At 73.8% G+C, this 21091-nt stretch carries 20 protein-coding genes; 19 read left to right on the top strand and 1 reads right to left on the bottom strand.

Annotated elements, in window-relative coordinates:
• The first annotated feature begins 607 nt into the window (after positions 1-607).
• The 16 genes from Q8791_RS12885 to Q8791_RS12810 all read left to right on the top strand — a co-directional run bounded on the left by Q8791_RS12885 (position 608) and on the right by Q8791_RS12810 (position 15948).
• A complete protein-coding gene (locus tag Q8791_RS12885) occupies positions 608-1177 on the top strand; it encodes a DeoR/GlpR family DNA-binding transcription regulator (RefSeq protein WP_330091899.1) in 570 nt (189 codons plus the stop codon).
• 591 nt (positions 1178-1768) lie between these two features.
• On the top strand, positions 1769-2302 hold the full coding sequence (locus Q8791_RS12880) for a hypothetical protein (protein WP_330091898.1): 534 nt from the start codon (positions 1769-1771) through the stop codon (positions 2300-2302).
• Positions 2296-3162, top strand: a complete 867-nt coding sequence (locus Q8791_RS12875; RefSeq protein WP_330091897.1) for a hypothetical protein — start codon at positions 2296-2298, stop codon at positions 3160-3162. The genes Q8791_RS12880 and Q8791_RS12875 overlap by 7 nt, the downstream gene beginning before the upstream one ends.
• 21 nt (positions 3163-3183) lie before the next feature.
• The gene (locus Q8791_RS12870; protein ID WP_330091896.1) at positions 3184-3858 is read left to right on the top strand and encodes an SAF domain-containing protein; all 675 of its coding nucleotides are present in this window, start codon (positions 3184-3186) and stop codon (positions 3856-3858) included.
• Positions 3858-4628 (top strand): hypothetical protein, encoded by a 771-nt coding sequence (locus tag Q8791_RS12865; RefSeq protein WP_330091895.1) that lies wholly within the window; start codon positions 3858-3860, stop codon positions 4626-4628. Before Q8791_RS12870 ends, Q8791_RS12865 begins: the two co-directional genes overlap by 1 nt.
• On the top strand, positions 4625-5971 hold the full coding sequence (locus Q8791_RS12860) for a CpaF family protein (RefSeq protein WP_330091894.1): 1347 nt from the start codon (positions 4625-4627) through the stop codon (positions 5969-5971). Before Q8791_RS12865 ends, Q8791_RS12860 begins: the two co-directional genes overlap by 4 nt.
• Positions 5959-6849 carry a type II secretion system F family protein gene (locus tag Q8791_RS12855; protein ID WP_330091893.1) on the top strand — a complete coding sequence of 297 codons (891 nt, stop codon included), beginning with the start codon at positions 5959-5961 and terminating at the stop codon, positions 6847-6849. The genes Q8791_RS12860 and Q8791_RS12855 overlap by 13 nt, the downstream gene beginning before the upstream one ends.
• Positions 6846-7739 (top strand): type II secretion system F family protein, encoded by an 894-nt coding sequence (locus Q8791_RS12850; protein WP_330091892.1) that lies wholly within the window; start codon positions 6846-6848, stop codon positions 7737-7739. Before Q8791_RS12855 ends, Q8791_RS12850 begins: the two co-directional genes overlap by 4 nt.
• Positions 7740-7766: 27 nt before the next feature.
• The gene (locus Q8791_RS12845) at positions 7767-7937 is read left to right on the top strand and encodes a hypothetical protein (protein ID WP_330091891.1); all 171 of its coding nucleotides are present in this window, start codon (positions 7767-7769) and stop codon (positions 7935-7937) included.
• Positions 7938-7975: 38 nt separating this feature from the next.
• Complete coding sequence (locus Q8791_RS12840) at positions 7976-8302, top strand: TadE/TadG family type IV pilus assembly protein (RefSeq protein ID WP_330091907.1); 327 nt, start codon at positions 7976-7978, stop codon at positions 8300-8302.
• On the top strand, positions 8299-8733 hold the full coding sequence (locus Q8791_RS12835) for a TadE/TadG family type IV pilus assembly protein (RefSeq protein ID WP_330091890.1): 435 nt from the start codon (positions 8299-8301) through the stop codon (positions 8731-8733). Before Q8791_RS12840 ends, Q8791_RS12835 begins: the two co-directional genes overlap by 4 nt.
• Positions 8730-9131 (top strand): TadE/TadG family type IV pilus assembly protein, encoded by a 402-nt coding sequence (locus Q8791_RS12830; protein WP_330091889.1) that lies wholly within the window; start codon positions 8730-8732, stop codon positions 9129-9131. The genes Q8791_RS12835 and Q8791_RS12830 overlap by 4 nt, the downstream gene beginning before the upstream one ends.
• Before the next feature lie 16 nt (positions 9132-9147).
• Positions 9148-12594 carry an OmpA family protein gene (locus tag Q8791_RS12825; protein ID WP_330091888.1) on the top strand — a complete coding sequence of 1149 codons (3447 nt, stop codon included), beginning with the start codon at positions 9148-9150 and terminating at the stop codon, positions 12592-12594.
• Between the two features lie 900 nt (positions 12595-13494).
• Complete coding sequence (locus tag Q8791_RS12820) at positions 13495-14103, top strand: DeoR/GlpR family DNA-binding transcription regulator (protein ID WP_330091887.1); 609 nt, start codon at positions 13495-13497, stop codon at positions 14101-14103.
• Between the two features lie 154 nt (positions 14104-14257).
• On the top strand, positions 14258-15244 hold the full coding sequence (locus tag Q8791_RS12815; RefSeq protein ID WP_330091886.1) for an aminoglycoside phosphotransferase family protein: 987 nt from the start codon (positions 14258-14260) through the stop codon (positions 15242-15244).
• Positions 15245-15501: 257 nt separating this feature from the next.
• A complete protein-coding gene (locus Q8791_RS12810) occupies positions 15502-15948 on the top strand; it encodes a hypothetical protein (RefSeq protein ID WP_330091885.1) in 447 nt (148 codons plus the stop codon).
• 27 nt (positions 15949-15975) lie between these two features.
• Here the strand turns inward: Q8791_RS12810 and Q8791_RS12805 are convergent, their stop codons facing one another.
• On the bottom strand, positions 15976-17454 hold the full coding sequence (locus tag Q8791_RS12805) for a bifunctional phosphatase PAP2/diacylglycerol kinase family protein (RefSeq protein ID WP_330091884.1): 1479 nt from the start codon (positions 17452-17454) through the stop codon (positions 15976-15978).
• Positions 17455-17703: 249 nt separating this feature from the next.
• On the opposite strand from Q8791_RS12805, the gene Q8791_RS12800 reads away from it, so the two are divergent.
• From Q8791_RS12800 to Q8791_RS12790, 3 genes are read left to right on the top strand one after another with little or no spacing between them, the layout of a single operon-like run.
• Positions 17704-19065: an NAD(P)/FAD-dependent oxidoreductase gene (locus Q8791_RS12800; protein ID WP_330091883.1), complete on the top strand. Its 1362-nt coding sequence runs from the start codon at positions 17704-17706 to the stop codon at positions 19063-19065.
• Positions 19062-19826, top strand: a complete 765-nt coding sequence (locus Q8791_RS12795; RefSeq protein WP_330091882.1) for a DUF1365 domain-containing protein — start codon at positions 19062-19064, stop codon at positions 19824-19826. Before Q8791_RS12800 ends, Q8791_RS12795 begins: the two co-directional genes overlap by 4 nt.
• Positions 19823-21091 carry a class I SAM-dependent methyltransferase gene (locus Q8791_RS12790; protein ID WP_330091881.1) on the top strand — a complete coding sequence of 423 codons (1269 nt, stop codon included), beginning with the start codon at positions 19823-19825 and terminating at the stop codon, positions 21089-21091. Before Q8791_RS12795 ends, Q8791_RS12790 begins: the two co-directional genes overlap by 4 nt.

The following is a 21091-nucleotide window of genomic DNA, read 5'->3' as shown; positions in this document are numbered from 1 at the left end:
CGTTGGTTCAGGGTGGCGTAGACCTCGGAGGCGCGGCCGAGGTTGGCGAGGCTGACATTGGGGACCTCGATGCCGGTGAGGACCTTGATCGCGTTGCGTGAGGAGTCGGACATGTTCGGGTCCAACGCCATACCCGTCTCCCCGCCCCTCTACCCGCCACTGCCGGCGACCCCTCCACCACCAGCGAGAAGGACGAAATTAGCACCGCTCTGCCTCTACATGGAAGTAGTTGCGCTTGTGTTTCTGTTTTCGTTCCTGTGTGTTGCCTTGTGTTGGCTTTGGTTCTGGTAGGCGGTCGGGTGGGCCCGTTCCGCTTGGCAGGAGGCCCGTTCGAGGCGTCACGGCGGGGGCCGGCGTCGCGCGCGGCGGGTTCGGACGCGGTCCCCGTTGCCATTTCGCAACGCTCACGCTCACTCGCCGTGGCTGTTCGATTACAGTGCCTCTTTGTCCGGGATGCTCTCCCCGTACGGGAACTGACGGCCTGTCGGGATGCGCACTGCGGGCCGGGGTGCGCGCCTGCTCGGCCGGAGAGAGGGGTACCGATGGATCGGAGGATCTTGTGAGTGGACTCAGCGGCGGTGCCGCGGCTGTCGGGCGGGCGGCGGGAGTGAGCGCCACGACGACCCCGTCCGGAACGGGGCGGCTCTCGGCCGCGGAGGGCAGGATCGCCAGGGCCGCCCTGGCGGAACTGCCGCCGGGCGGGGTGATCATGCTCGACGCCGGGCCGATGGCGGAGCGGATCGCGTGGTCGCTGCCCGCGGGGTGCGGGCTGAACGTCCTGACCAACTCGGTTCCCGCCGCGCTGGGGCTGGCCGCGCGCCGCGACCTCTCCGTGCACCTGCTGGGAGGTCGGATGGGTGCAGCGGCCAGGACCACGCTCTCCTCGGTGCGCCTGTGGGAACAGCTCCACGTCGACGTGGCCTTCATGGTCGCCGACGGGGTGTCGCCCGAGCGCGGCCTGACCTGTGCCGGTCCCGCCGAGGTGATGGCCAGGCAGGCCATGGTGCGGGCCTCGGCCAGGACCGTGCTGCTGGCCGACCACACCAGGATCGGCGGCGACCGGATCGCCCGCTTCGCGCTGCTGCGCGAGGTGGACTGCCTCATCACCGACACCGGTACCGACCCCGAGGACATCCGGAGGCTGCGCGGGCGCGGCCCGCGCGTGCTCGTGGTCTGATCGGGTCGGCGCCGAGCGCGTCAACTCCCGGACGTGTCCGGAGCGCCGACGGGCGCGTCGAGCTCCCCGTCCGGTGTTCTCCCCCACACCGTGGCGCCCTCCGGCCCCGCCTCGGGCCCTCCCCTCGGGGAGGGATCGGGGAAACCGTGACCGAACGATGTCGTTCAGATGTTGTTTCGCGTGTGTTTGATGCAGGGCTGTGGCTGCGTGGTCTTCTCGGGGCGCTGTGAGACTGATGTCCGGAAGTTCGACCGGATCACAGTCACAGAAGGAGCACGAGGGGTTGTTACGACAGGCGACTTCTCTATAAGCTCACGCAAGGACAGATAAAAATCCAACCAATACCACATGGTTTCGGTCAGTCCCCGGGCTTCGCCCCGCGCGAGCCGGTCACGCCGGTCCGCGACGGGCCCGAACCCGGCCGGAGGACCTCCTCCGCCCGTCCGCTCAACGGCCCCCCGCGCCCGGTCCCGTGACCTCCCGGGCAAGGGAGTCCGCCCCCGCCCCTCGTCGGAAGGGAAAGGGCCCGCTCACCCGGGTCGGTTCCGCCATGCACCACCCTCCCCTTCCATGGCAGTGGAGAACCCACCGATGACGACAGCCGCGATAAGAAACGGCACCGTCCTACGCGCGGCCGCGGCCGCGGGATGCTGCGCGGCCCTCGCCCTGGCGGCGGGCTGCGCGTCCTCCGAGGACGCGGTCTCCGAAGCGGGGGCGGCACCGAGCTCCCCGCCCTCTCCCGCCAGCGAGGAGGAGGCCGCGGCGGTCGCCGCCTACACCAGCATGTGGGACACGGTCGTGACCGCCTCCCACGAGGGCGGCGAGGTTCCCCCCGAACTCCAGGACTACGCCGTGGGCGGCGCGTACGCCCTCATGAGCGCGGCTCTGGAGGGGGCCACCGCCGCAGGGGGGCAGGTCACCGGTGAACCCGTCCTCGCCCCCGTCGCCGCGGTCGAGGGACCCGACAGCGCGACGGTCGAGGACTGCCTCGACGACTCCGCCTGGAACCTCGGCATGGGCTCCTCCCCCGGGCAGGGCCCGCGCCTCGTCGAAGCCACACTCATTCACGACGGACTCGCCTGGCGCGTGTCCGACCTCAGGATCTGGGAAGCGGGATCATGCTGAGACTCGTACGACCCGCGGCCACCGCCGCGGTACTGACCCTGTTGGTAGCCGGGGCCGCCACCCCGGCGCACGCCGACGACGGCTCCTTCCTCGGCCAGGTCGAGTGCGGCAGCTCGGGCGGCCTCGGCTGCTCGATCCTGCTGCGCTGGTGGCAGACCCACGCCGGCCAGCAGGGCGGGGGAGGCGGAGGGGGAGGCTCGGACGCCCCCGCCGCCCCGGGCGACGGCACCACCGACGGCGTCGACTGGAACGCCATCGACTGGGACGCCATCGACTGGTCCCAGGTGGACTGGGACGCGATCGACTGGGACGCCATCGACTACGGGGGCGAGGGGGAGGCCCCCACCGACCCGGTCACCCTCATCCAGGAGTCCATGGCCGACTTCGAACTGCCCCCGCCCCGGATCGCGACCTCCCCGGGCGTCGACTCCCTCGTTCTGGTCAACACCCCCCTGTGGCTGTGGGTGGAGTCCGAGGAGTGGGAGGCCGCCGAAGCCTCCGCCGAGGTGCAGGACTGGTCCCTCACGGTCACCGCCACCCCCACCTCCACCGTGTGGAACCTGGGCGACGGCACGGAGATCCGCTGCGACGGCCCCGGCACCCCCTTCGACCCGGCCCAGCACGACCCCGAGTCGGCCTCCCCCGACTGCGGGCACGTCTACTCCCTGCCCTCCGACAGCCAGGCCGGCGGCGCCTACCCCGTCACCGTCCGGGTCGGCTGGGACGTGGGCTGGGAGCTCTCCGAGGGTGAGTTCTCCGGCGGCGAGGCGGGCGCGCTCGACTCGGTCACCACGACCTCGCAGGTCGACCTCCAGGTGGCCGAATCCCAGGGCCTGGTCACCGACACAGGCAACCGCTAACAGCGAAAGAAGAAGACAGACGTGGTGGACACGAAGACGGCACCGGCGCCCGCGGCCTCCCCGCGGCAGGGGGAGACCCCGCCGGTGCGGCTCCTGGGCAGCGGACCCCGCCGCTGGCGGTGGTTGGTCCTGGGCCTGGGCATGATGACCGTGGGCGGTCTGAGCGGCGTTGTGGCCCTGGAGCAGATGGACGACAAGCAGGGGGTGCTCGTCGCCGACGGCGACCTGCCCGCGGGCCACGTGGTGTCCGCGGAGGACCTGCGGGTCGCGAGGATCGCCGTCGCCGACGGGGTCTCCTTCGTCGGCGCCGAGCGCCTGGAGGAGACGGTCGGACAGATCCTCACCGTGCCCGTCACGGAGGGCGGGGTCCTGCCCGAGGCCGCCCTGGGCGCCGAGGCGGCCTTCCCCGAGAGTGACCGCGCCCTGGTCGGCGTGGCCCTGCGGGCCGGCCGCTTCCCCTCCTCGCTCGGCCCCGGCACCGCGGTCTCCGTGGTGGTCCACTCGGAGGAGGGCGCCACCGGCGGCGGTGTGGAGGCCTACCGCGCGCTCGTGCGGGAGGTCCTGCCCTCCGCGGCCGAGGACGGGTCGGTCTCGCTCGAGATCGTCGTGGCCTCCGCCGACGCCGCGGCCATCGCCTCGGCGGCCGCCGCCGAACGCGTCAGCGTGGTCCAGGTCAACCCGCGGGGAGGCGCGTGATGCCTCGGACCGTGGCGCTCTTCTCCCTGGGCGGAGCCCCCGGCGTCACCTGCGCGGCCATGGCGCTGTCCGCGGTCTGGCCCGGTGGGACCGGAGCCGTCCTCGTGGAGGCCGACGCCTCCGGCGGCGACGTCGCCACCTGGCGGCGCCTCCAGCCCGACCCCGGACTGACCGGCCTGGCCGCCGCCGCCCGGCACGGCGGCGCCTCCGCCGACCTGGCCGCGCACACCCAGATCCTCCCCGGAGGGCTGTCCGTGTGCCACGCGCCCGTCACCGCCGACCGTGCCGAGGGCGCGGTGCGCCTGCTGTCCCAGAACCCGGGCGTGCTCGCCTCCCCGTCCGGACCCGCGGTCGTCCTGGACCTGGGCCGCCTGACCCCCGGCGCGGCGGCCTCCGCGCTGGCCACGTGGGCCGACGAGGCACTGCTGCTCGTCGCCGACGACCTGGCCCAGCTGCGCCGGGCCAAGGAGGCCTCCGAGGCCCTGACCCGCAGCCTGCCGCGTCTGCGCACCGTCGTCGTCGGCGGCAGCGGCGGCGTCCGCGAGATCGAGAACGCCTTGGGCCCGGGCGTGTGGGGCCGGCTTCCCGCCGACGAGCGCTCCGCGTCCTTCCTGCGCGGGGAGACCAACCCGCGCAAGCCGGAGCGCAGGCCGCTGCTGAAGGCGGCGGCGCGCCTGGCGGGCGACCTCGCCCGGGGCGCCGACCCGGCTCCCGCACCCGGCGCCGGAGCCCCGGCGCCCGCGCCGGAGTGGACGGGGGTCCACGCATGAGCAGCGGATTCGACATCACCGACGGCTACTTCCTGGACACCGACCGCGCCCGCACCGTGGCCGACCGCGTGGAGCGGACCGTCACCGAGGCCACCCGGCGGCTGAGCGAGGAGACCCGGGGCGAACCCGAGGACACACCCGAGGAGTACCGCGCCCGCGCCGAACGCGTCATCGCCCAGATCCTCGACGACGAGGCGGGCCGCGCCCTGTCCGAGGGCCGACAGGTGCTCGACGCCACGACCGAGGCCTCCGTCGCCGCGGGCGCCCTGGCCCGGGTGTGCGGGCTCGGCCCCCTCCAGCCCCTCCTGGACGACCCGGGGATCGAGAACATCAACATCAACGGCGTGCACGTGTGGGTGCGCCGCGCCGACGGCAGCCGCGAGCGGCACGACTCCCTCTTCGCCGATCCCGAGGAGGTCGTCGCCCTGGTCCGGCGCCTGGCGTCGGAGTCCGCCACGGGGGAGCGCCGCTTCGACCCGGGGGCGCCCATCCTCGACATGCAGCTGCCCGGCGGCGAGCGCCTCAACGCGGTCATGGAGGTCGCCCGGCAGCCCTCGGTGTCCATCCGCCGCCACCGCTACGGCCGCACCACCCTCGAACAGCTCCGCGAACTGGGCACGATCGACGACACCCTGGTCGCCCTGCTGCGCGCGGGGGTGCGGTCCCGCCGCAACATGGTCATCACCGGCGGCACCGGCGCGGGCAAGACCACCCTGCTGCGCGCCCTGGCCGCCGAGATCCCCGTGGACGAGCGCCTCGTCACGATCGAGGACGTCTTCGAACTGGGGCTGGACCGCGACCGCGACGCCCACCCGGACTGCGTCGCCCTCCAGGCCCGGCCGGCCAACGTCGAGGGCGTCGGCGAGATCACCATCGCCGACCTCGTGCGCACGGCCCTGCGCATGTCGCCCGACCGGGTCATCGTCGGAGAGACGCGCGGACACGAGACCGTCCCGCTGCTCAACGCCATGAGCCAGGGCAACGACGGCAGCCTCACCACCCTGCACGCGGCGGACTCCGCGGGCGCCTTCACCAAGCTGGGCGCCTACGCCGCCCAGTCCTCGGAGCGCCTGCCCCTGGACGCCACGGCCTCCCTGGTGGCCGCCGCCGTGCACCTGGTCGTGCACGTGTCCGCACTGCCCACCGGCGGGCGCAAGGTCACGAGCGTGCGCGAGGTCGTGGGCGCCGAAGGGCAGAACGTGGTGTCCAACGAAGTGTACCGGCGCGACCGCAACGGGCCCCTGCCCGCGGCGCCGCCCAGCCCCAACACGCTCGACGCCCTGGCCGAGGCCGGTTTCGACCCCGCCATGCTGTCCCACGACACGGTGGGGTGGGCGCGATGACGACACCTGTCCTCCTTGTCGCCGCCTCCGGCGTCCTGCTCGGCGCGGGGCTGTGGCTGGCGCTGGCCTCTTTGGCCGCGTCCCGGAGCTCGCGTGGGTCCCGGGCCCCGCAGTGGAGTTCGCTTCTGTTCGGCCGGCAACGGCCGCTGCGCCTGATCGGGGCGATCGCCGGCGGTCTGCTCGTCTGGTTCCTCACCGGCTGGCCGGTGGCCGGTGTGCTCGTCGCCGCGGGCTGTTGGTGGGGGCCCATCGTGTTGGGGCCCGACCGCCGCCACCAGGAACAGGTGGACGGGGTCGAGGCCGTCGCGGCCTGGACCGAGATGCTGCGCGACCTCATGGCCGGTGCCGCCGGTCTGCACCAGGCCGTCGCCGCCACGGTGCCCATCGCACCCGAGCCGGTGCGCGAGCCGGTCGCCAGACTGGCGGAGCGGCTGCGTGCGGGCCGGTCCACGCAGGACGCCCTGCGCTCCTTCGCCGACGAGGTCGACAACCCCACCGCCGACCTGGTGACCGCCGCGCTGAGCACGGCCGCCACGAGGCACGCCACCGATTTGGGCACCCTGCTCGGCAGCCTGGCCGAGGCCGCCCGTGAACAGGCGGCGATGCTCGTGCGCGTGGCCGCCAGCCGCGCCCGGCTGCGCACCTCCACCCGGATCATCGTCGGCACGACCGTGGGTATGGCCGCTTTCCTGTTGGTGATCAACGGAGAGTATATGGAGCCGCTTGACGGTTTCCTCGGCCAATTGGTGCTCGCGGGCATCGGCTGCCTGTGGACGATCGCACTCGTCTGGCTGTCCCGAATGTCCCGCTTTGACCTGGGGCCGCGTGTACTCGCACCCGAACCCGCTCCCGCCCGTACCTCGGAGGCCGTCCGATGACCCCCGTCCTGGCAGCGACCCTTGCGGGTGCCGCGTTCGGGCTGGCACTGTGGGCGCTCTTCGCGGCCCGTTGGGCCGGGCCCACGCTCGCCGAGCGCTTGGCCGCACCACCGCCTCCCCGCCAGGTCGTGGCGGCGAGTCCGGAAACTGGAGTTCTGACGCGCCTGGGAAAGATCGGGGTCCCGATCCTGGAGGGCTTCGGTATGCCCGGGCCCCGCACACGTCGCAACCTGATGGTGTGCGAGCGCGCACCTGCGTCCTACCTCGCCGAGAAGTTCACTGCTCTGCTCCTGGGACTTGCCTTCCCCCCGCTCCTGGGCGGCATGCTCTCCTTCGCGGGAGTACTTCCCTCTAGCGCGTTCGCTGGGGCCATGTGGGTGGCTTTCGCAGTGATCGTCTGGTTCGCCCCGGACATGTCCCTGCGTGACGAGGCCGACAAGCGTCGGGAGCGCATGCGTCGCGCCCTGGCCAGTTTCGCCGATCTGGTCGTGGTGTCCCTGGCCGGAGGCGCGGGCGTCAACGGTGCACTGGCCGACGCCGGCGCCGCCGGCAACGGATGGGCCATGGTCCGGATCCGGGAGAGCCTGCGCGAAGCGGCGCTCATGCGCCAGCCACCCTGGAACGCGCTGCGCGATCTCGGCGAGCGCTACGACACCTCCGAGTTCGCCGAACTCGCGGCCAGTCTCCAGCTCGCCGGAGCCGACGGCGCGCGTATTCGCAGCTCCTTGGCTGCCAAGGCCAAGACACTGCGCACCCAATTCCTGTCCGAGATGGATGCCGAGGCGCAGTCCGCTACCGAGCGGATGAGCTTGCCGGTCGTCCTGCTCTTTGTTGGATTCCTGGCTCTGCTGGGCTATCCGGCAATGAGCCACATCCTGTTCAGCGCATGAAAACCCGATACGTCTTGGAGACTTCCGATGCAGCGTCTCACTGCCTACCTCAGCTCTCGGCTGCTCAGCCGCAGGGACGACGGCTACTCCACCGAGGCAGTCATCGTCACGGCCCTACTGGTTGCGATGGCCATCGGGGCGGTTGCCCTCATCAGCACCGCAGTGATGGAGCGAGCCGGCTCCATCACCGGAAGCTGACCTTGCACTCTTGGCGGGATGACCGCGGTAGCGCCGAGCTGGTGGTTGCCGCGCCGCTCATGCTGCTCTTGGTCCTCTTCGTCATTCAGGCGGCCCTGTGGATGCACGGTGACCACGTCGCCGCCGACATCGCGCGCAGGACCGCTGAGCAGTCGCGTACGGCGGGCGGTGGCACGTCGGTGGCCGAAGGGGGCGGAAGCTCGTTCCTCTCCGGTCTCGACGTGTCCGTCAACCGCACGGCACAGGAGGTACGCGTGGTGGTGGACGCCGAGGTGCCCAGTATCATCCCCGGCATCAGCTGGCCGGTGGGCCACGAGGTCACCGCGCCCGTGGAGCGTTTCGTCCCCGCGGAGGCCGCTCCGTGAACCCCGGACGCGTGACGGAGCCCGGACGTGGTGACCGCGGGTCGGCCTCCGCCGAATTGGCGCTCCTCACCCCCGCCCTCCTGGCGTTCGCGATGCTCATGGTGCTCGCCGGGAGGGTGGCGGACGCCAACTCCACCGCCGACCAGGTGGCGCACTCCGCCGCCCGGGCGGCCTCCCTCGAACGCAGCGTCGGTGCGGCCGAGGCGGCAGCCTCGGGCACCGCGGCGAGCTCTCTCGCGGAGAACGGTCTGGCCTGCGGCGACCACTCCGTCACCCTCGACCACGGCGGCCTGACCCCGGGAGGGGCGGTCACCGCCGTGGTCGAGTGCCGCGTCGGACTGGGCGATCTGACCGGACTGGGCGTCCCCGGGACCATCACGGTCACCGGGGACGCGACGGTCGTCGTCGACACCTTCAGGGGGCAGCCGTGAGACGTACGGACGACAGGGGCCAGACCACGGCGTTCGTCGCTATCATGGCGTCGGCCTTCCTGCTGTGCCTGGGCCTGGTCACCGACGGCGGCGGACTGCTGCGGGCCCGCAACGAGGCGGCCACCCTGGCCCAGGAGGCCGCCCGGGCGGGCGTCCAACAGCTCGACTGGGCCTCCTACCGCGAGGGCACGAGCGAGGTCGCCCTCGACCCCTCGGCGGCGTCCGCCGCCGCACAGTCCTTCCTCAACGCGGCCGGCGCCACCGGCACCGTCTCGGTCAGCGGCGACACCGTGATCGTGACCTGTTCGGTGGGCTACTCCTTCACCCTCCTGCCGGGGGGATCGACTACCGTCGACTCCACGGCCACCGCACGTCCCCACACCCAGCCGACTCCCTAGCTCCAGTGAGGCGGACATGTCCCAGATCCGACGGCTGAGCGCTCTCCTGCTCGCAGCAGCGGTCCTGATCGGTATCCCCTACCTGCTCCTGTGGCACCTGCCCTGGCCGGAACTACCGGACTCCTGGGCCGTGGCCGCCGCCCACCTGCGCGGCTGGCGGCTGCCACCGGGTGTGTTGAACGCCCTCCTCATCACTGTGCTGTGGGCCCTGTGGGGCCTGTACGCGGCGGGGCTGGCCGTGGAGACGCTCTCCCGCCTGCGCGGCGTGCCCCGGATGCTGCGCCCCCTGGGACCGCTCCAGGTGGTGGCCGCGGCCGCCGTCGGAACCGTGGCGGTCGCCCCGGTCGCGGCGTTCGCCGACACGGTCACCACACAGGAGGACCCCGAGGCTGACGGGGAACAGGACGGCGACGCGCCCTCCGCCCCCGAGGAGGCCCCGTCCTCGCAGCCCGTCGAGAGGGTGCGCACCGTCACCGGCTTCGGTGTCGGCTCGGCCGAGCTCACCGAGGAGATGCGCGACGACCTCGCACCCGTCGTGGACATGATCGACTCCTACGGCGACACCGAGACGCCCGTGCGCATCACAGGGCACACCGACCCCAGCGGAACCGTCCAGGGGAACCAGGAGCTGTCCGAGCGCCGGGCCCAGGCGGTCGCCGACCACCTCGACGAGGTCCTGGGCGAGGAGGCCCCGGAGATGACGGTGGACGGCGTCGGCTCCGAGCAGCCCCGCGAGGGCGGCGCCGCCGCCCAGCGCAGGGCCGAGGTCGCCTACACCGTCGTCCCGCAGCCGACCCCCCTCCAGTCCCGTGTGATGGCCGCCGAGGCCGAGGCCGAGGAGTCCGGTGCCGCCGCAGGGGCCGGGGACTCCGCCGCCGACGCCGAGGAGGCCGACCCGGTGGAGGCGGCAGCCGCCGCCGCTGCCGAGGCCGCCGCCGAGAACGGCGAGAACGTGCTGGTCGTGGAGATCCCCGACGGCGCCGTCACCGGAGCCGTGGCGTTCGCGGGCCTGGCCGGGGGATACCTGCTGGGCAAACGCGGCGTCCGCATGCCCCGCGTGAGCCTGAGCCTGCCCCGCCTGTCGAGGGCGCCCCGCCGCCTGGCCCTGACCGCCCCGCCTCCCCGGCCCACCCCCGGGGAGGACATCGACGAGCGCGTGACGGTGGAACTCGACCACGTGCCCGGCCTCGGGATCACCGGTCCGGGCGCCGCCGGGGCCGCCCGGCGCCTCATCGTCAACGCGCTCGACCGCCTTGACCACGACTCCGTGCGCGTGCTGCTCACCGAGGCCGACGCCGCCCGTCTGGTGGGCGACCGGGGTCGCGACCTGCTGCGCGCGCACCCCTGCGAGCCCGTGCAGATGGTCGGCACCATGGAGGAGGCCCTGACCGTCCTCCAGCACGAGCTGCACCAGATCGCCGAGGCGCGGGAGCCGCGACCGCACACCCCCCTGGCCCTGGTGACCGCGCCCGGCGCCGAGCACGAGACCGCGCTGTCGGGCCTGCTGCTGCACGGGCAGCACCAGGGCATCACGGCCGTGATCCTGGGCCGCTGGCCGCTCGGCGGCAGCTGCGTCATCGAGGAGGACGGCCTCATCACCGAGACCAGTCCTCCGCTCAACCCGGTCTTCCACTGCTCCTGGCCCGGTGCGACCGCCGAAGAGGTCATGGACGCGGTGCGCGCCTACCGCCACTCCTCGCCCGCAGCGGAGGAGGCCGACGACCGGGTGGCGAGCCCGGAGGTCACGCCGGCGGCCACGGTGGAGGACACCGCGGAGGAGGCCGGTGCCTTCGCTGAGCCGTTCCTCGGTGCTCTGGGGGAGCAGGCTGCGTCCGAGCCGGCCGAGACGGCCGAGGTGGCCGAGGTGGCCGCGACGGTCGAGTCGACCGAGGTGGCCGAAGCGGTCGAGTCGACCGAGACGATCGAAGCGGTCGAGTCGACGGGGCAGGCCGATACGGCCGTGGGCAAGAAGAGGGACCGCAGGGCCGAGAAGGCCGCGAAGGCCAGGAGGGCCAGGGAGGCCGACACCTCGGAGGAGGGCTTCTGGGACGTCGATGTCTGGAACACCGACTTCTGGGAGACCGACGAGCGCGCGGCCAGGAAGGCCGACTCCGCGCGGTCCGACGCCGAGCAGGCCGACGTGGAGCCGACCGAGTCCGAGCAGGTCGCCGCTGCGTGGTCCGACGCCGAGCAGGCCGAAGCCGTGCCGTCCGCCTCGGAGCGGACCGCCGCCGCGTGGTCCGAGTCCGAGCTGACCGACGTGGAGCGGCCCGGGGCCGTGTCGGCGGGCACCGTGCAGCCGGACACCCGGTCGGACGTCGCCGAGCCGTCCTCCGTCGAGGAGACCGCGACGCGGCCGTCCTCGCCCGAGCTGCCCGTTTCCGGGGAGGCGGTCGCCGAGCCGTCCGCCGCCGTGCTGCCGGTGGCCGAGGAACCGGAATCCCGGAGTGCCGCGTCCGAGCCGTCCGCGTCCGAGCGCGCGGACACCGCGGGGACGGACGTCGCGTCCCCGGCCGCCGGGGCGGAACGCTCCGCCGCCGAGCCGCCCCCCGTCGAGGGGGCCACGCCCGAGTTGTCCGCGTCCGCGCAGGTCGTTGCCGGGGAACGGGTGTCCGGGGAGGCCGTGACGGAACCGTCCGCGTCCGCGCGGCCCGTCACCTCCGAACCTGCTGCGGAGGAGGCCGCCCCCGAGGAACCGGTGTCCGTGCGGCGTGCGCCCGAGCGGGCCACCCCGGAGGAGTCCGTCCCCGTGGCGGACAAACCCGGACGGCCCACCGCGGAGCAGTACGCCTCCGAGCTGTCCCCGTCCGCGGGGAGCGCGTCCCAGGAGCGCGCGGCCGAGGGGACCGTGCCCGAGCCCGCCGCACCCGAGCCCTCCGCACCCGAGCCCTCCGCACCCCAGGGGGGCGTGCCCGCGCAGTTCACCCCCTCGGAGAAGCCCGCCCCCGGGCGTCGGAGCACCGGTACGGTTCCGTCGGTGGTCTCCTCCCCGGCCCGCGCCGAGCGCCCCGTCCAGAAGAAGCGCGCGGCGCCTCCCCAGCCGGAGCCGACCCCCGAGGAAGAACCCGCACCCCTCCGCAAGGCGGCCAAACGCGCCGTACGGTCCCGCCTCCCGAAGCCGGACGAGACCGCGCCCGCTCCGGCCGCCCCGGTCGGGCGGCCCGAGCAGCCCGCCGGCCTGGAGCAGTCCGCACGCCCCGAGCGGGCGCTCGCCCGCGCTCAGCGCGCGGCGAAGTCCGGGGCCGCCCGCGCCGACGCCGCCACCAGCACGGCGGAGCGCCCGGAGAGGCGGGGGAGGGCGGAACGCAGGAACGCCACCGCCCACGCCGGAGCCGTCGCCGAGACCCCGGTGACGGACGCCGAGGGCGGCGAGACGGACGAGGCACAGTCGTCCCGGCCCCTGCTGCGCAAGCCCAAGAAGGCGGGACGCGGAAGGAGTTGGCGCCCCCGCGAGAACTCCTGACACCGCGTTCTCAGGTGTCGCGGCGCGGACGGCCGGAGCCGACTCCACTGCACGAGCAGTGTGCGCGGCTCCGGCCGCGTCCTGCCCGGCCTGGGGCCGCCGAGGAGGGTCGGTCCGACCTGGGCCGAGGAGGTCGCACCGACTCCGGCGGCCCTCGCCGACCGGGGGCCGCCGACGGCTGCTCCGGCCCCGCACCGGGCCGGCCGCGTTCCGATGAGGCCCCGGACGAGGTCCGCCGAGCCCTGCCCCCGGGTGTTCCCTCCCGGCGCGTCCGGTGCCGGTGGTCGGGCCGGTCTCAGGGCTCCCCGGAGAGGCGCCGGTCCCGAACATGCTCCGCGGCGGCTCGCGTGCCGCGTCGAAACAGGGGGCGGTCTCCGGGGCATTCGGCCGTCGGGGGACCTATTCACCGGGAATTCGGTCCACCTTCGGCTGCGGGTTCGCTTCGGGACGGGTGTGGTTCTCCCCGGATGACGAGTCGGTTTCGACCGCATCACCTTTTCGCGGTGTTCCTTCCCCGTGAATTCCTGAGCGTGTCCGACCGGGCTCGGAGGGTGGCGTCATCGCTTGTCCCGTAGGGGGAGGCCAGGGTGTTTCGATGGAACCCGGGCGCCGGGGACGAGACCCCGGTCACGGTTTCGCATGATGTCCCGGCAGGGGTGTGGTTTCCGATATCCGCGCTGTGTATCGTGTGGTCCTGTTCTTCCCGTGTGAACAGTGGGAACGTCCGTCGTCCGCCTTTTCCGGAGGGGAAATCCGTGGGCGCGTATTCGTGAGGGGCGGGTGCCGCGCGGACCCGCCCCGCTCCCGACACTCCGGCTCCGTGCCGTCTGTTCCGTCCCGCTCGTTCCCCGGCCGGGCACGCCGGTGCCCGCCGAGTCCAGCATTGTGAGGTCCCATCAGGTGGATCGCGCCGACAGCTCCGCACTCACGTTCCCGAGCCCGAGGATCCCCGACACCGGTCCGGGCATGACCCCGGGCGAGCGCATCGTCGCGGCCGCGCTGGACGAGCTCCCCCCGGCAGGGGTGATCCTCCTGGAGGGCTGCCCCCTCACGCTCGGCATCGCCCGCGCGCTCCCCGCCGGCAGGGACTACACCGTCGTCACCAACGCGGTCCGCACGGCCGCGGCGCTCTCGCACCGCTCCGACATCACGCTGCTCCTCATGGGGGGCCGGTGCGTGCCCGGGGCGGGGGCGACGTCCGGGCCCGTCGACCTGTGGGGGCAGGCCCTCCGGGAGGTGCGCGCGGACATCGCCTTCGTCTCGGCGGACGGGGTCTCGCCGGGCCAGGGGCTCTACGCCCGGGACCCCCAGGAGGCGTCGGCCAAGCGGATGATGATCGCGGCCTCCCGCCGCACCGTCGTCCTGGCCGACCACGTCCGGGTGGGGCGGGCGTGCTTCGCGAGGTTCGCGGACCTCGCCGACGTCGACTGCCTGGTCACCGACAGCGGAGTCGGACCCGGCCACCTGTGGGAGCTCCGGGACCGCGTCTCCCGGCTGGTCATCGTGTGAGGCCCGCCCCGGTGTCCGGTGTCCGTGGCCCCGGGACGTCCCGGACCGCCCCGCCGGACGGCGCGGCGCGCCCGCCCCCGGGGCGCTTCCGAAAGTCGGTCCGACCCGGGAAAACCCCGGGCGCCCGGGACCCGGTGCCTGGTACTTTCGCCGCATGCGGGAACGGCCGACAGACCTCGAAAACCTCCTGGGCGACGCTCTGACCGAGTGGGGCATCCGCACCGCCGCGCTCGAACACGTCCCCCTCGGCTTCGGTGACCACCACTGGAGCGCCGCGGACACGTCGGGGCGCCGGTGGTTCCTCACCGTGGCGGATCTCGAACGCAAGCTGTTCCTGGGCTCCGAGCCCGCCGTCGTGCGCGCCCGTCTGCACGCCGCCATGGACACCGCCGCCCACCTGCACGACTCCTGGGGGCTGGACTTCGTCGTCGCCCCGCTGCGCACCTCCGGCGGTTCCACCGTCGTGCCGCTCGGCGACCGCTACGCGCTCAGCGTCTTCCCACTCGTGGAGGGCGTCAGCAACGACTTCGGTCAGGAGCTCACCCGGGAGCGGCGCCTCCAAGTCCTGGACATCCTCGCCCACCTGCACCGGCGCCTGCCCACGAGGACCATCCCTCCCGCGCCGCCCCGGCTCGTCGGCCGCACACGGCTGGACGGGGCACTCGCGGGGCACGGGTTCGAAGGCGGCGGACCCTTCGCGGAATCCGCCCGTGACCTGCTCGCGGAGGCGGAAGGGGCCCTGCGCGGGCGCCTGGACGAGTTCGACCGCGGAGCCGCCCGGCTCGGGAGCGCCCGGGGAGTGGTCACCCACGGCGAACCCCACCCCGGCAACCTGCTGTGGCGGGGAGGCGGTCCCCTGCTGGTCGACTGGGACACGGTGGGCGTCGCCCTCCCCGAGCGCGACCTGTGGCTCGTGACCGACGACCCCGACGAACTCGCCCACTACACGCGGGCCAGCGGACACGAGCCGGACGAGGCGGCGCTGCACTTCTACCGCCTGCGCTGGGACCTGGTCGACCTCGTGGAGTTCGTCGACTGGTTCTGCGAGCCGCACCGGGCGACCCCGGACACCGAGCAGGCCTGGCAGGGGCTGCGTGACGTCGTGGACCGCCTCACCCGGGGGCCCGGGCAGGAGGGCTGAACCGGCGTTGCGTGATCGCGGGCTCCCGGCGCGTCCGCCTCCCGCTCGCTCCCGGCGCGTCCGCGTCCGCCCGGGGCCGCCGCGCGGACAGCGGTCGGCCACCGATGCTCCGGCGCCCGCACCCCGGGGCACCGCCCGCCCCCGGCGCCCCGTCTTCCGGGTGCGCCGGGGTCCGGCGGGTCGTCCCCCCGCTTCGTCCGCTCATGGGTAGCATTTTCGTGACTCAGGGTCATAATCCGACCAGGTACGGAGACACCATGCAGCTGCCCTTCAAGACGCGCGACCTGCCCCTCCGCATTGCCACGGGGGCGTTCATCCTCAACTCCGGGCTGGACAAGCGCGGTGTCGAGGGGGAGGCGGCCGAGGGCATGCACGGCATGGCTGCCGCGACCTACCCCTTCCTGAAGAAGCTGGACCCCGACACGTTCGTGCGTCTGCTGTCCGCCGGGGAGATCGCCCTGGGCGCCGCCCTGCTCGTCCCGGTCGTGCCCAGCCGCCTCGCGGGCGCCGGGCTCACCGCGTTCGGAGCGTCCCTCCTCGGCCTGTACCTGCGCACCCCGGGGCTGCGGCGGCCCAAGAGCCTGCGCCCCACCCAGGACGGGATCCCCATGGCCAAGGACGCGTGGCTCCTGGGAGCCGGTCTGAGCCTGCTCCTGGACTGCGAGTCCGCCGGCGCGGCCTGCTGCGGCCACCACCGCGGCTGACCGCGCCGACGTCGGGGCGGCGCCCGGTCAGACGCCGGGGCCCACGGCGGGCACGAACACCCGCAGCGCTCCCGGCCGCTTGGTGAACCTGACCGTCTCCGACCCCTCCAGCACCTCGCCGTCCACGGCGAGCAGCCGCGGCTCGGACGGGATCGACAGCGTGAGCTCGGTGGTCAACCGCTCCACGTAACCGTCACGCTGCGTGATCTCCCCGAGGAGCACGTCCATGAGGGCGCGAAGACGGGGGAACGGCTCCCGCGCGCTGAGCACCCGTACGTCCAGGCAGCCGTCGTCCAGCCGCTCGCGCAGCGCCGGAACACGTGCGTGCGTCCGGTAGCGCCCGTTGCCCACGAACGCCCACCACACCCGGGTCGGGCGGCCGTCCACCAGCGCCGGGGTCGGGCTCACCTCCCACAGGTCCTGCCACAGGGCCAGCGCGAACGCGGGCCACTTGCCGATCCGGCCCGCCCACTCGTCCCGCCGCTCCACCATGCGCGGGTAGGAGCCGAACGACGAGGTGTTGAGGAAGATCCGCCCGTCCACCTCGCCCACGTCCACCCGGGCCAGCCGACCGTCGGAGAACGCCCGCAGCGCGGTGTCGACCGACGTCAGCCCCAGGGTGCGGGCGAAGTTGTTGAGGGTGCCCGCCGGGAGCACCAGCAGAGGGCGGTCGTGGTCGAGGGCGGCCTTCGCCGCGGCGTTGACCGTGCCGTCGCCCCCCGCGATCGCCAGGACGTCCGCTGTCTGCGCGGCCTCGTCGAGGACGGTGGGGACGTCGTCCTCCGCCGACATCGGGATGATCCGGGCCTTGGGCAGGGCCCGCGCGACCCGGCTGGTGACGTCGGCGTTGCTCAGGCCCGGTACCGCGCCCGAGGCCGAGCGCGGGTTGACCACCACGGTCAGCCCGGCGCCCTCGGAGTCCACGTCCGCGATGCCGTCGGGCACCGCGTGGGCGCCGAAGACCAGTTCGGGGCGGGGCGGGAGCATGGTGCGGGCGAGCAGTGCGGCGCCCGCGCCGATCGCCATCCCGCCGAGGACGTCCCCCGGGTAGTGGACGCCGCTGTGCACCCGGGAGCCGGCCACCCCGCTCGCGAGGAGGGCGGCCAGCGCCGCCAGCGGGCGGGGCGCGTCCGCCATGATCCCGCCGGCGAACGCGACCGCGGCAGCGGTGTGGCCGGACGGGAACGACGAGCTGCCGTAGTCCTTGTAGGGAGCGCGCGCCTTCGGTACCGCGGAGTTGTCCGGCCGGTTCCGACGGGTGATCTGCTTGACGACCGCGGAGATCCCGTTGGCGGTTCCGGCGGCGACGATCGCGCGCAGCGCCGTGCGCCGCAGGCGCGGGCCGCCGCTCACCGCGAGGGTCGCGGAGATGACGAACCAGGGGGCCATGTTGTCGGTGGCCTGTACGAACTTGGGCGTGTACGGGTCCAGGAAGGGCAGGCCCAACCCGGTCACCCGGTCGTAGGCCTTCTTGTCCGTTGCCTGTAGACGCCTCAGTAGCCTCATGGCCCCAGGGTGGTGGGCGCGGGGTGAGATGTCCATAAGCGTGCGCGCGTCGTGGCATCCGCCATACCGGACGCGGGGACGGTGGTGAGGGCGGTCGCGGCGGCCGTGGAGGGGGCCGCGGGTGCGGCGCCTCCGGGCGTGCCGCACCGCCGGCGCGGGTTCGTTACCCCTTCGTGATCAAATCGACCAATCCGCCGCCCCACCTGCCCCGAATAACCCACACCACATCGCACACGTGAGTGAGGACGCATGGGCACAGGGCAGTACACCCTTCGGCGGCGCAGAGTCGCGGTCATCGGGTCCGGGGTCGCGGGGCTGACGGCGGCGCACATCCTGCACAGGGATGACGACGTCACCCTCCTGGAGGCCGACGACCGCCTCGGAGGGCACGCCCACACCCACCGGATCGCCGACGGGGGCGACGGTGAGCTGTGGGTCGACAGCGGATTCATCGTGCACAACCGTCAGACCTACCCCCACCTGCTGCGCCTGTTCGACGAGCTCGGCGTCCGCACCCGCCCCACCGAGATGAGCATGTCGGTCAGCTGCGACGGCTGCGGTCTGGAGTACGCGGGCGCGCGCGGGATGCGCGCCATGCTGCCCAACCGCTCCAGGCGCAGCCCCGCCTACCTCAGGATGCTCGCCGAGATCCCCCGGTTCCACCGTGCCGCCCGCCGGCTCCTCGCCTCGGGCGAGGACGGTGCCGCCACCGGGCAGCAGGCCCCGGGACCCGCCGGGGCGGCCGAGCCCGGCGCGGCCCCGCGCCGTGCGCGGGCCGCAGCCGACGAACCCACGCTCGGCGAGTTCGTCCGCGAGCACCGGTTCAGCCCCTACATGACGGCGCACTTCCTCCTGCCGCTGGTGTCGGCGGTCTGGTCGTGCCCGCCGGGCACCGCCACCGACTACCCCGCGCGCTACCTGTTCGCCTTCCTCGCCAACCACGGCATGCTCGGCGTGTGGGGCTCACCCCGCTGGCGCACCGTCGAGGGCGGCTCCCGCTCCTACGTCGAGCGCGTCGCCAAGAACCTCCACGCGGTGCGCACCGGCAGCCCGGTCCGCTCCCTGGCCCGCACCGCGAAGGGCGTGCGCGTGCGCACCCCCACCGACACCCTCGACTTCGACGCGGCGGTCGTCGCCACCCACGCCGACCAGGCCCTCGCCCTGCTCGACGCCCCCACCGACACCGAGCGCGAGGTCCTGGGGGCCTTCGGCTACTCCCGCAACCGGACCCTGCTGCACACCGACGCCTCCGTCCTCCCCCGCGACCGGACCACCTGGGCCAGCTGGAACCACCGGCTGGCGTCCTGCGAGCCCGACCGGGACCCCGTCCGCGTCAGCTACCACATGAACCGGCTCCAGAACCTGGACGCCGCCGACCAGTACGTGGTCACCCTCAACGGGGACGACCGGGTCGACCCCGGGCGGGTCGTGGCCGCCATGGACTACACCCACCCCGTCTACACGCCCGCGTCCCTCGCCGCGCAGCGGCGGCTGCCCGAACTCGACGACGGCGTGGTCGCGTTCGCCGGGGCCCACCACGGCTGGGGGTTCCACGAGGACGGGTGCGCGTCGGGCGTCCGGGCCGCCGCCTCCCTGGGGAGCCTCTGGTGAGACCCGCCGCCGCACCCGCACTGTACGAGGCGACCGTGCGCCACGTGCGCGCCGAACCCGTGCGCAACGCCTTCGCCTACCGCACCTACTACTGGCTGGTCGACCTGGACGACCTGCCGCGCCCGCCGCTGCCCCTGCGCCTCCTCGCCGGGTTCCGCGCCGCCGACCACGGCCCGGCCGACGGCGCCCCCGCGCGCTCGCTCCGCGCCGACATCGACGCCTACCTCGCCGACCACGGGGTCGACCTGGAGGGCGGCCGGGTGCTCATGCTCGCCCACGCCCGCGTCCTCGGCCACGTGTTCAACCCCCTGACCGTCTACTGGTGCCACCACCGCGACGGCGGTCTCAGCCGTGTCGTCGCCGAGGTCCACAACACCTACGGTCGGCGCCACCGCTACCTGATGGAGGTGGACGGGCGCGGCCGGGCGCGGACCGACAAGGCGCTGTTCGTGTCGCCGTTCAACGACGTCGACGGGCACTACCGGGTCAGCCTCCCCGAACCCGGCGACCGCCTCGCCCTCACCATCGCCCTGCACCGCGAGGGCCGACCCCCCTTCACGGCCTCCGTGCACGGCGTGCGGCGCCCCGCCACCGCGGCGTCCCTGCTCCTCAGGGCGCTGCGCCACCCCCTCACACCCCTGGTCGGCGCTCTGCGCATCCGCATCCAGGGCATCGGACTCCACCTGCGCGGCCTGCCCCTCGTACCCCGCCCCGACGGGCCGCCGCCCCGCACAACGGAACGGAAGGCAACACGGTCATGACCACGACCAGTCCCCACACACCGGAGGCCCTGGACGCCCGCAGATGGCCCGACGTGGCCAGGGTTCCCGGCGGGCCCCTGCGCGCCCTCGCCGCCCGCGCCGTCACCGGGTACGCCGCCGCACACGCGGGCGTGCGGGTGCACACCGGCCCCGAGGCACCCGAGCCCGGCAGAACCCCCGCCGCGGCCGACGACGCCCCGGTCCTGTGGCTGCGCGACCCCGACGCCTTCCACCGGCGCCTGGCCGCCGACGGCCTCATCGGCTTCGGTGAGTCCTACATGGCGGGCGAGTGGGACTCGCCCGACCCCGTCGCCCTGCTCACCCGCCTGGCGCAGGACTACGAGAACCTCGTACCGCGCCCCCTCCAGCCCCTGCGCCACATCACCCTCCCGCGGCGCCCTCCCTCGGACCGCAACACCCGCGCGGGAGCGCGCCGCCACATCAGCCACCACTACGACCTGTCCAACGAGCTGTTCTCGGTGTTCCTGGACCGGACTATGACCTACTCGTCCGGCCTGTTCGCCGACGGCGAGCCCCGCGACATGCCCACCCTCGCCCGCGCCCAGGAGCGCAAGATCGACCGCCTGCTGGACGGCGCGGGGGTCTCCGAGGGCGCCCGCCTGCTGGAGATCGGCACGGGCTGGGGCGAACTCGCGATCCGCGCCGCCCGCAGGGGCGCCAGGGTCACCACCGTCACCCTCTCCGCCGAACAGCGCGACCTGGCCCGCGAACGGGTCGCCGACGCCGGGGTCGCCGACCGGGTCGAGGTCGCACTGCGCGACTACCGCGACGTCGAGGGCAGCTACGACGCCGTCGTGAGCGTGGAGATGGTCGAGGCCGTCGGCGAACGCTACTGGCCCGTCTACTTCGCGGCCCTGGACCGGCTGGTCCGGCCAGGGGGCCGGGTGGCCCTCCAGAGCATCACCATGGAGCACGGCCTGATGCGGGCCTCGCGCGGCTCCTACACCTGGATGCACAAGTACGTCTTCCCCGGCGGACTCATCCCCTCGGTCACGGCCGTAGAGGAGCAGCTGCGCGCCCGCACCTCCCTGGCCGTCGTCGACCGGCTGTCCTTCGGCCACGACTACGCCGACACCCTTCGCCTGTGGCGGGAGGCCTTCTCCGAATCAGCGGACCGGGTGCGCGAACTCGGCTTCGACGACACCTTCCGCCGCATGTGGTTCTTCTACCTCGCCTACTGCGAGGCCGGATTCCGGTCCGGGATCATCGACGTCGAGCAGATCATCATGGAGCGTGCACGGTGA

The sequence above is a fragment of the Nocardiopsis codii genome (assembly GCF_036327455.1).
In the GTDB taxonomy this organism is placed as follows: Bacteria; Actinomycetota; Actinomycetes; order Streptosporangiales; family Streptosporangiaceae; genus Nocardiopsis; species Nocardiopsis codii.
The sequence above is the reverse complement of the archived record's forward strand: the minus strand, read 5'-3'. Positions and strand labels throughout refer to the sequence as shown.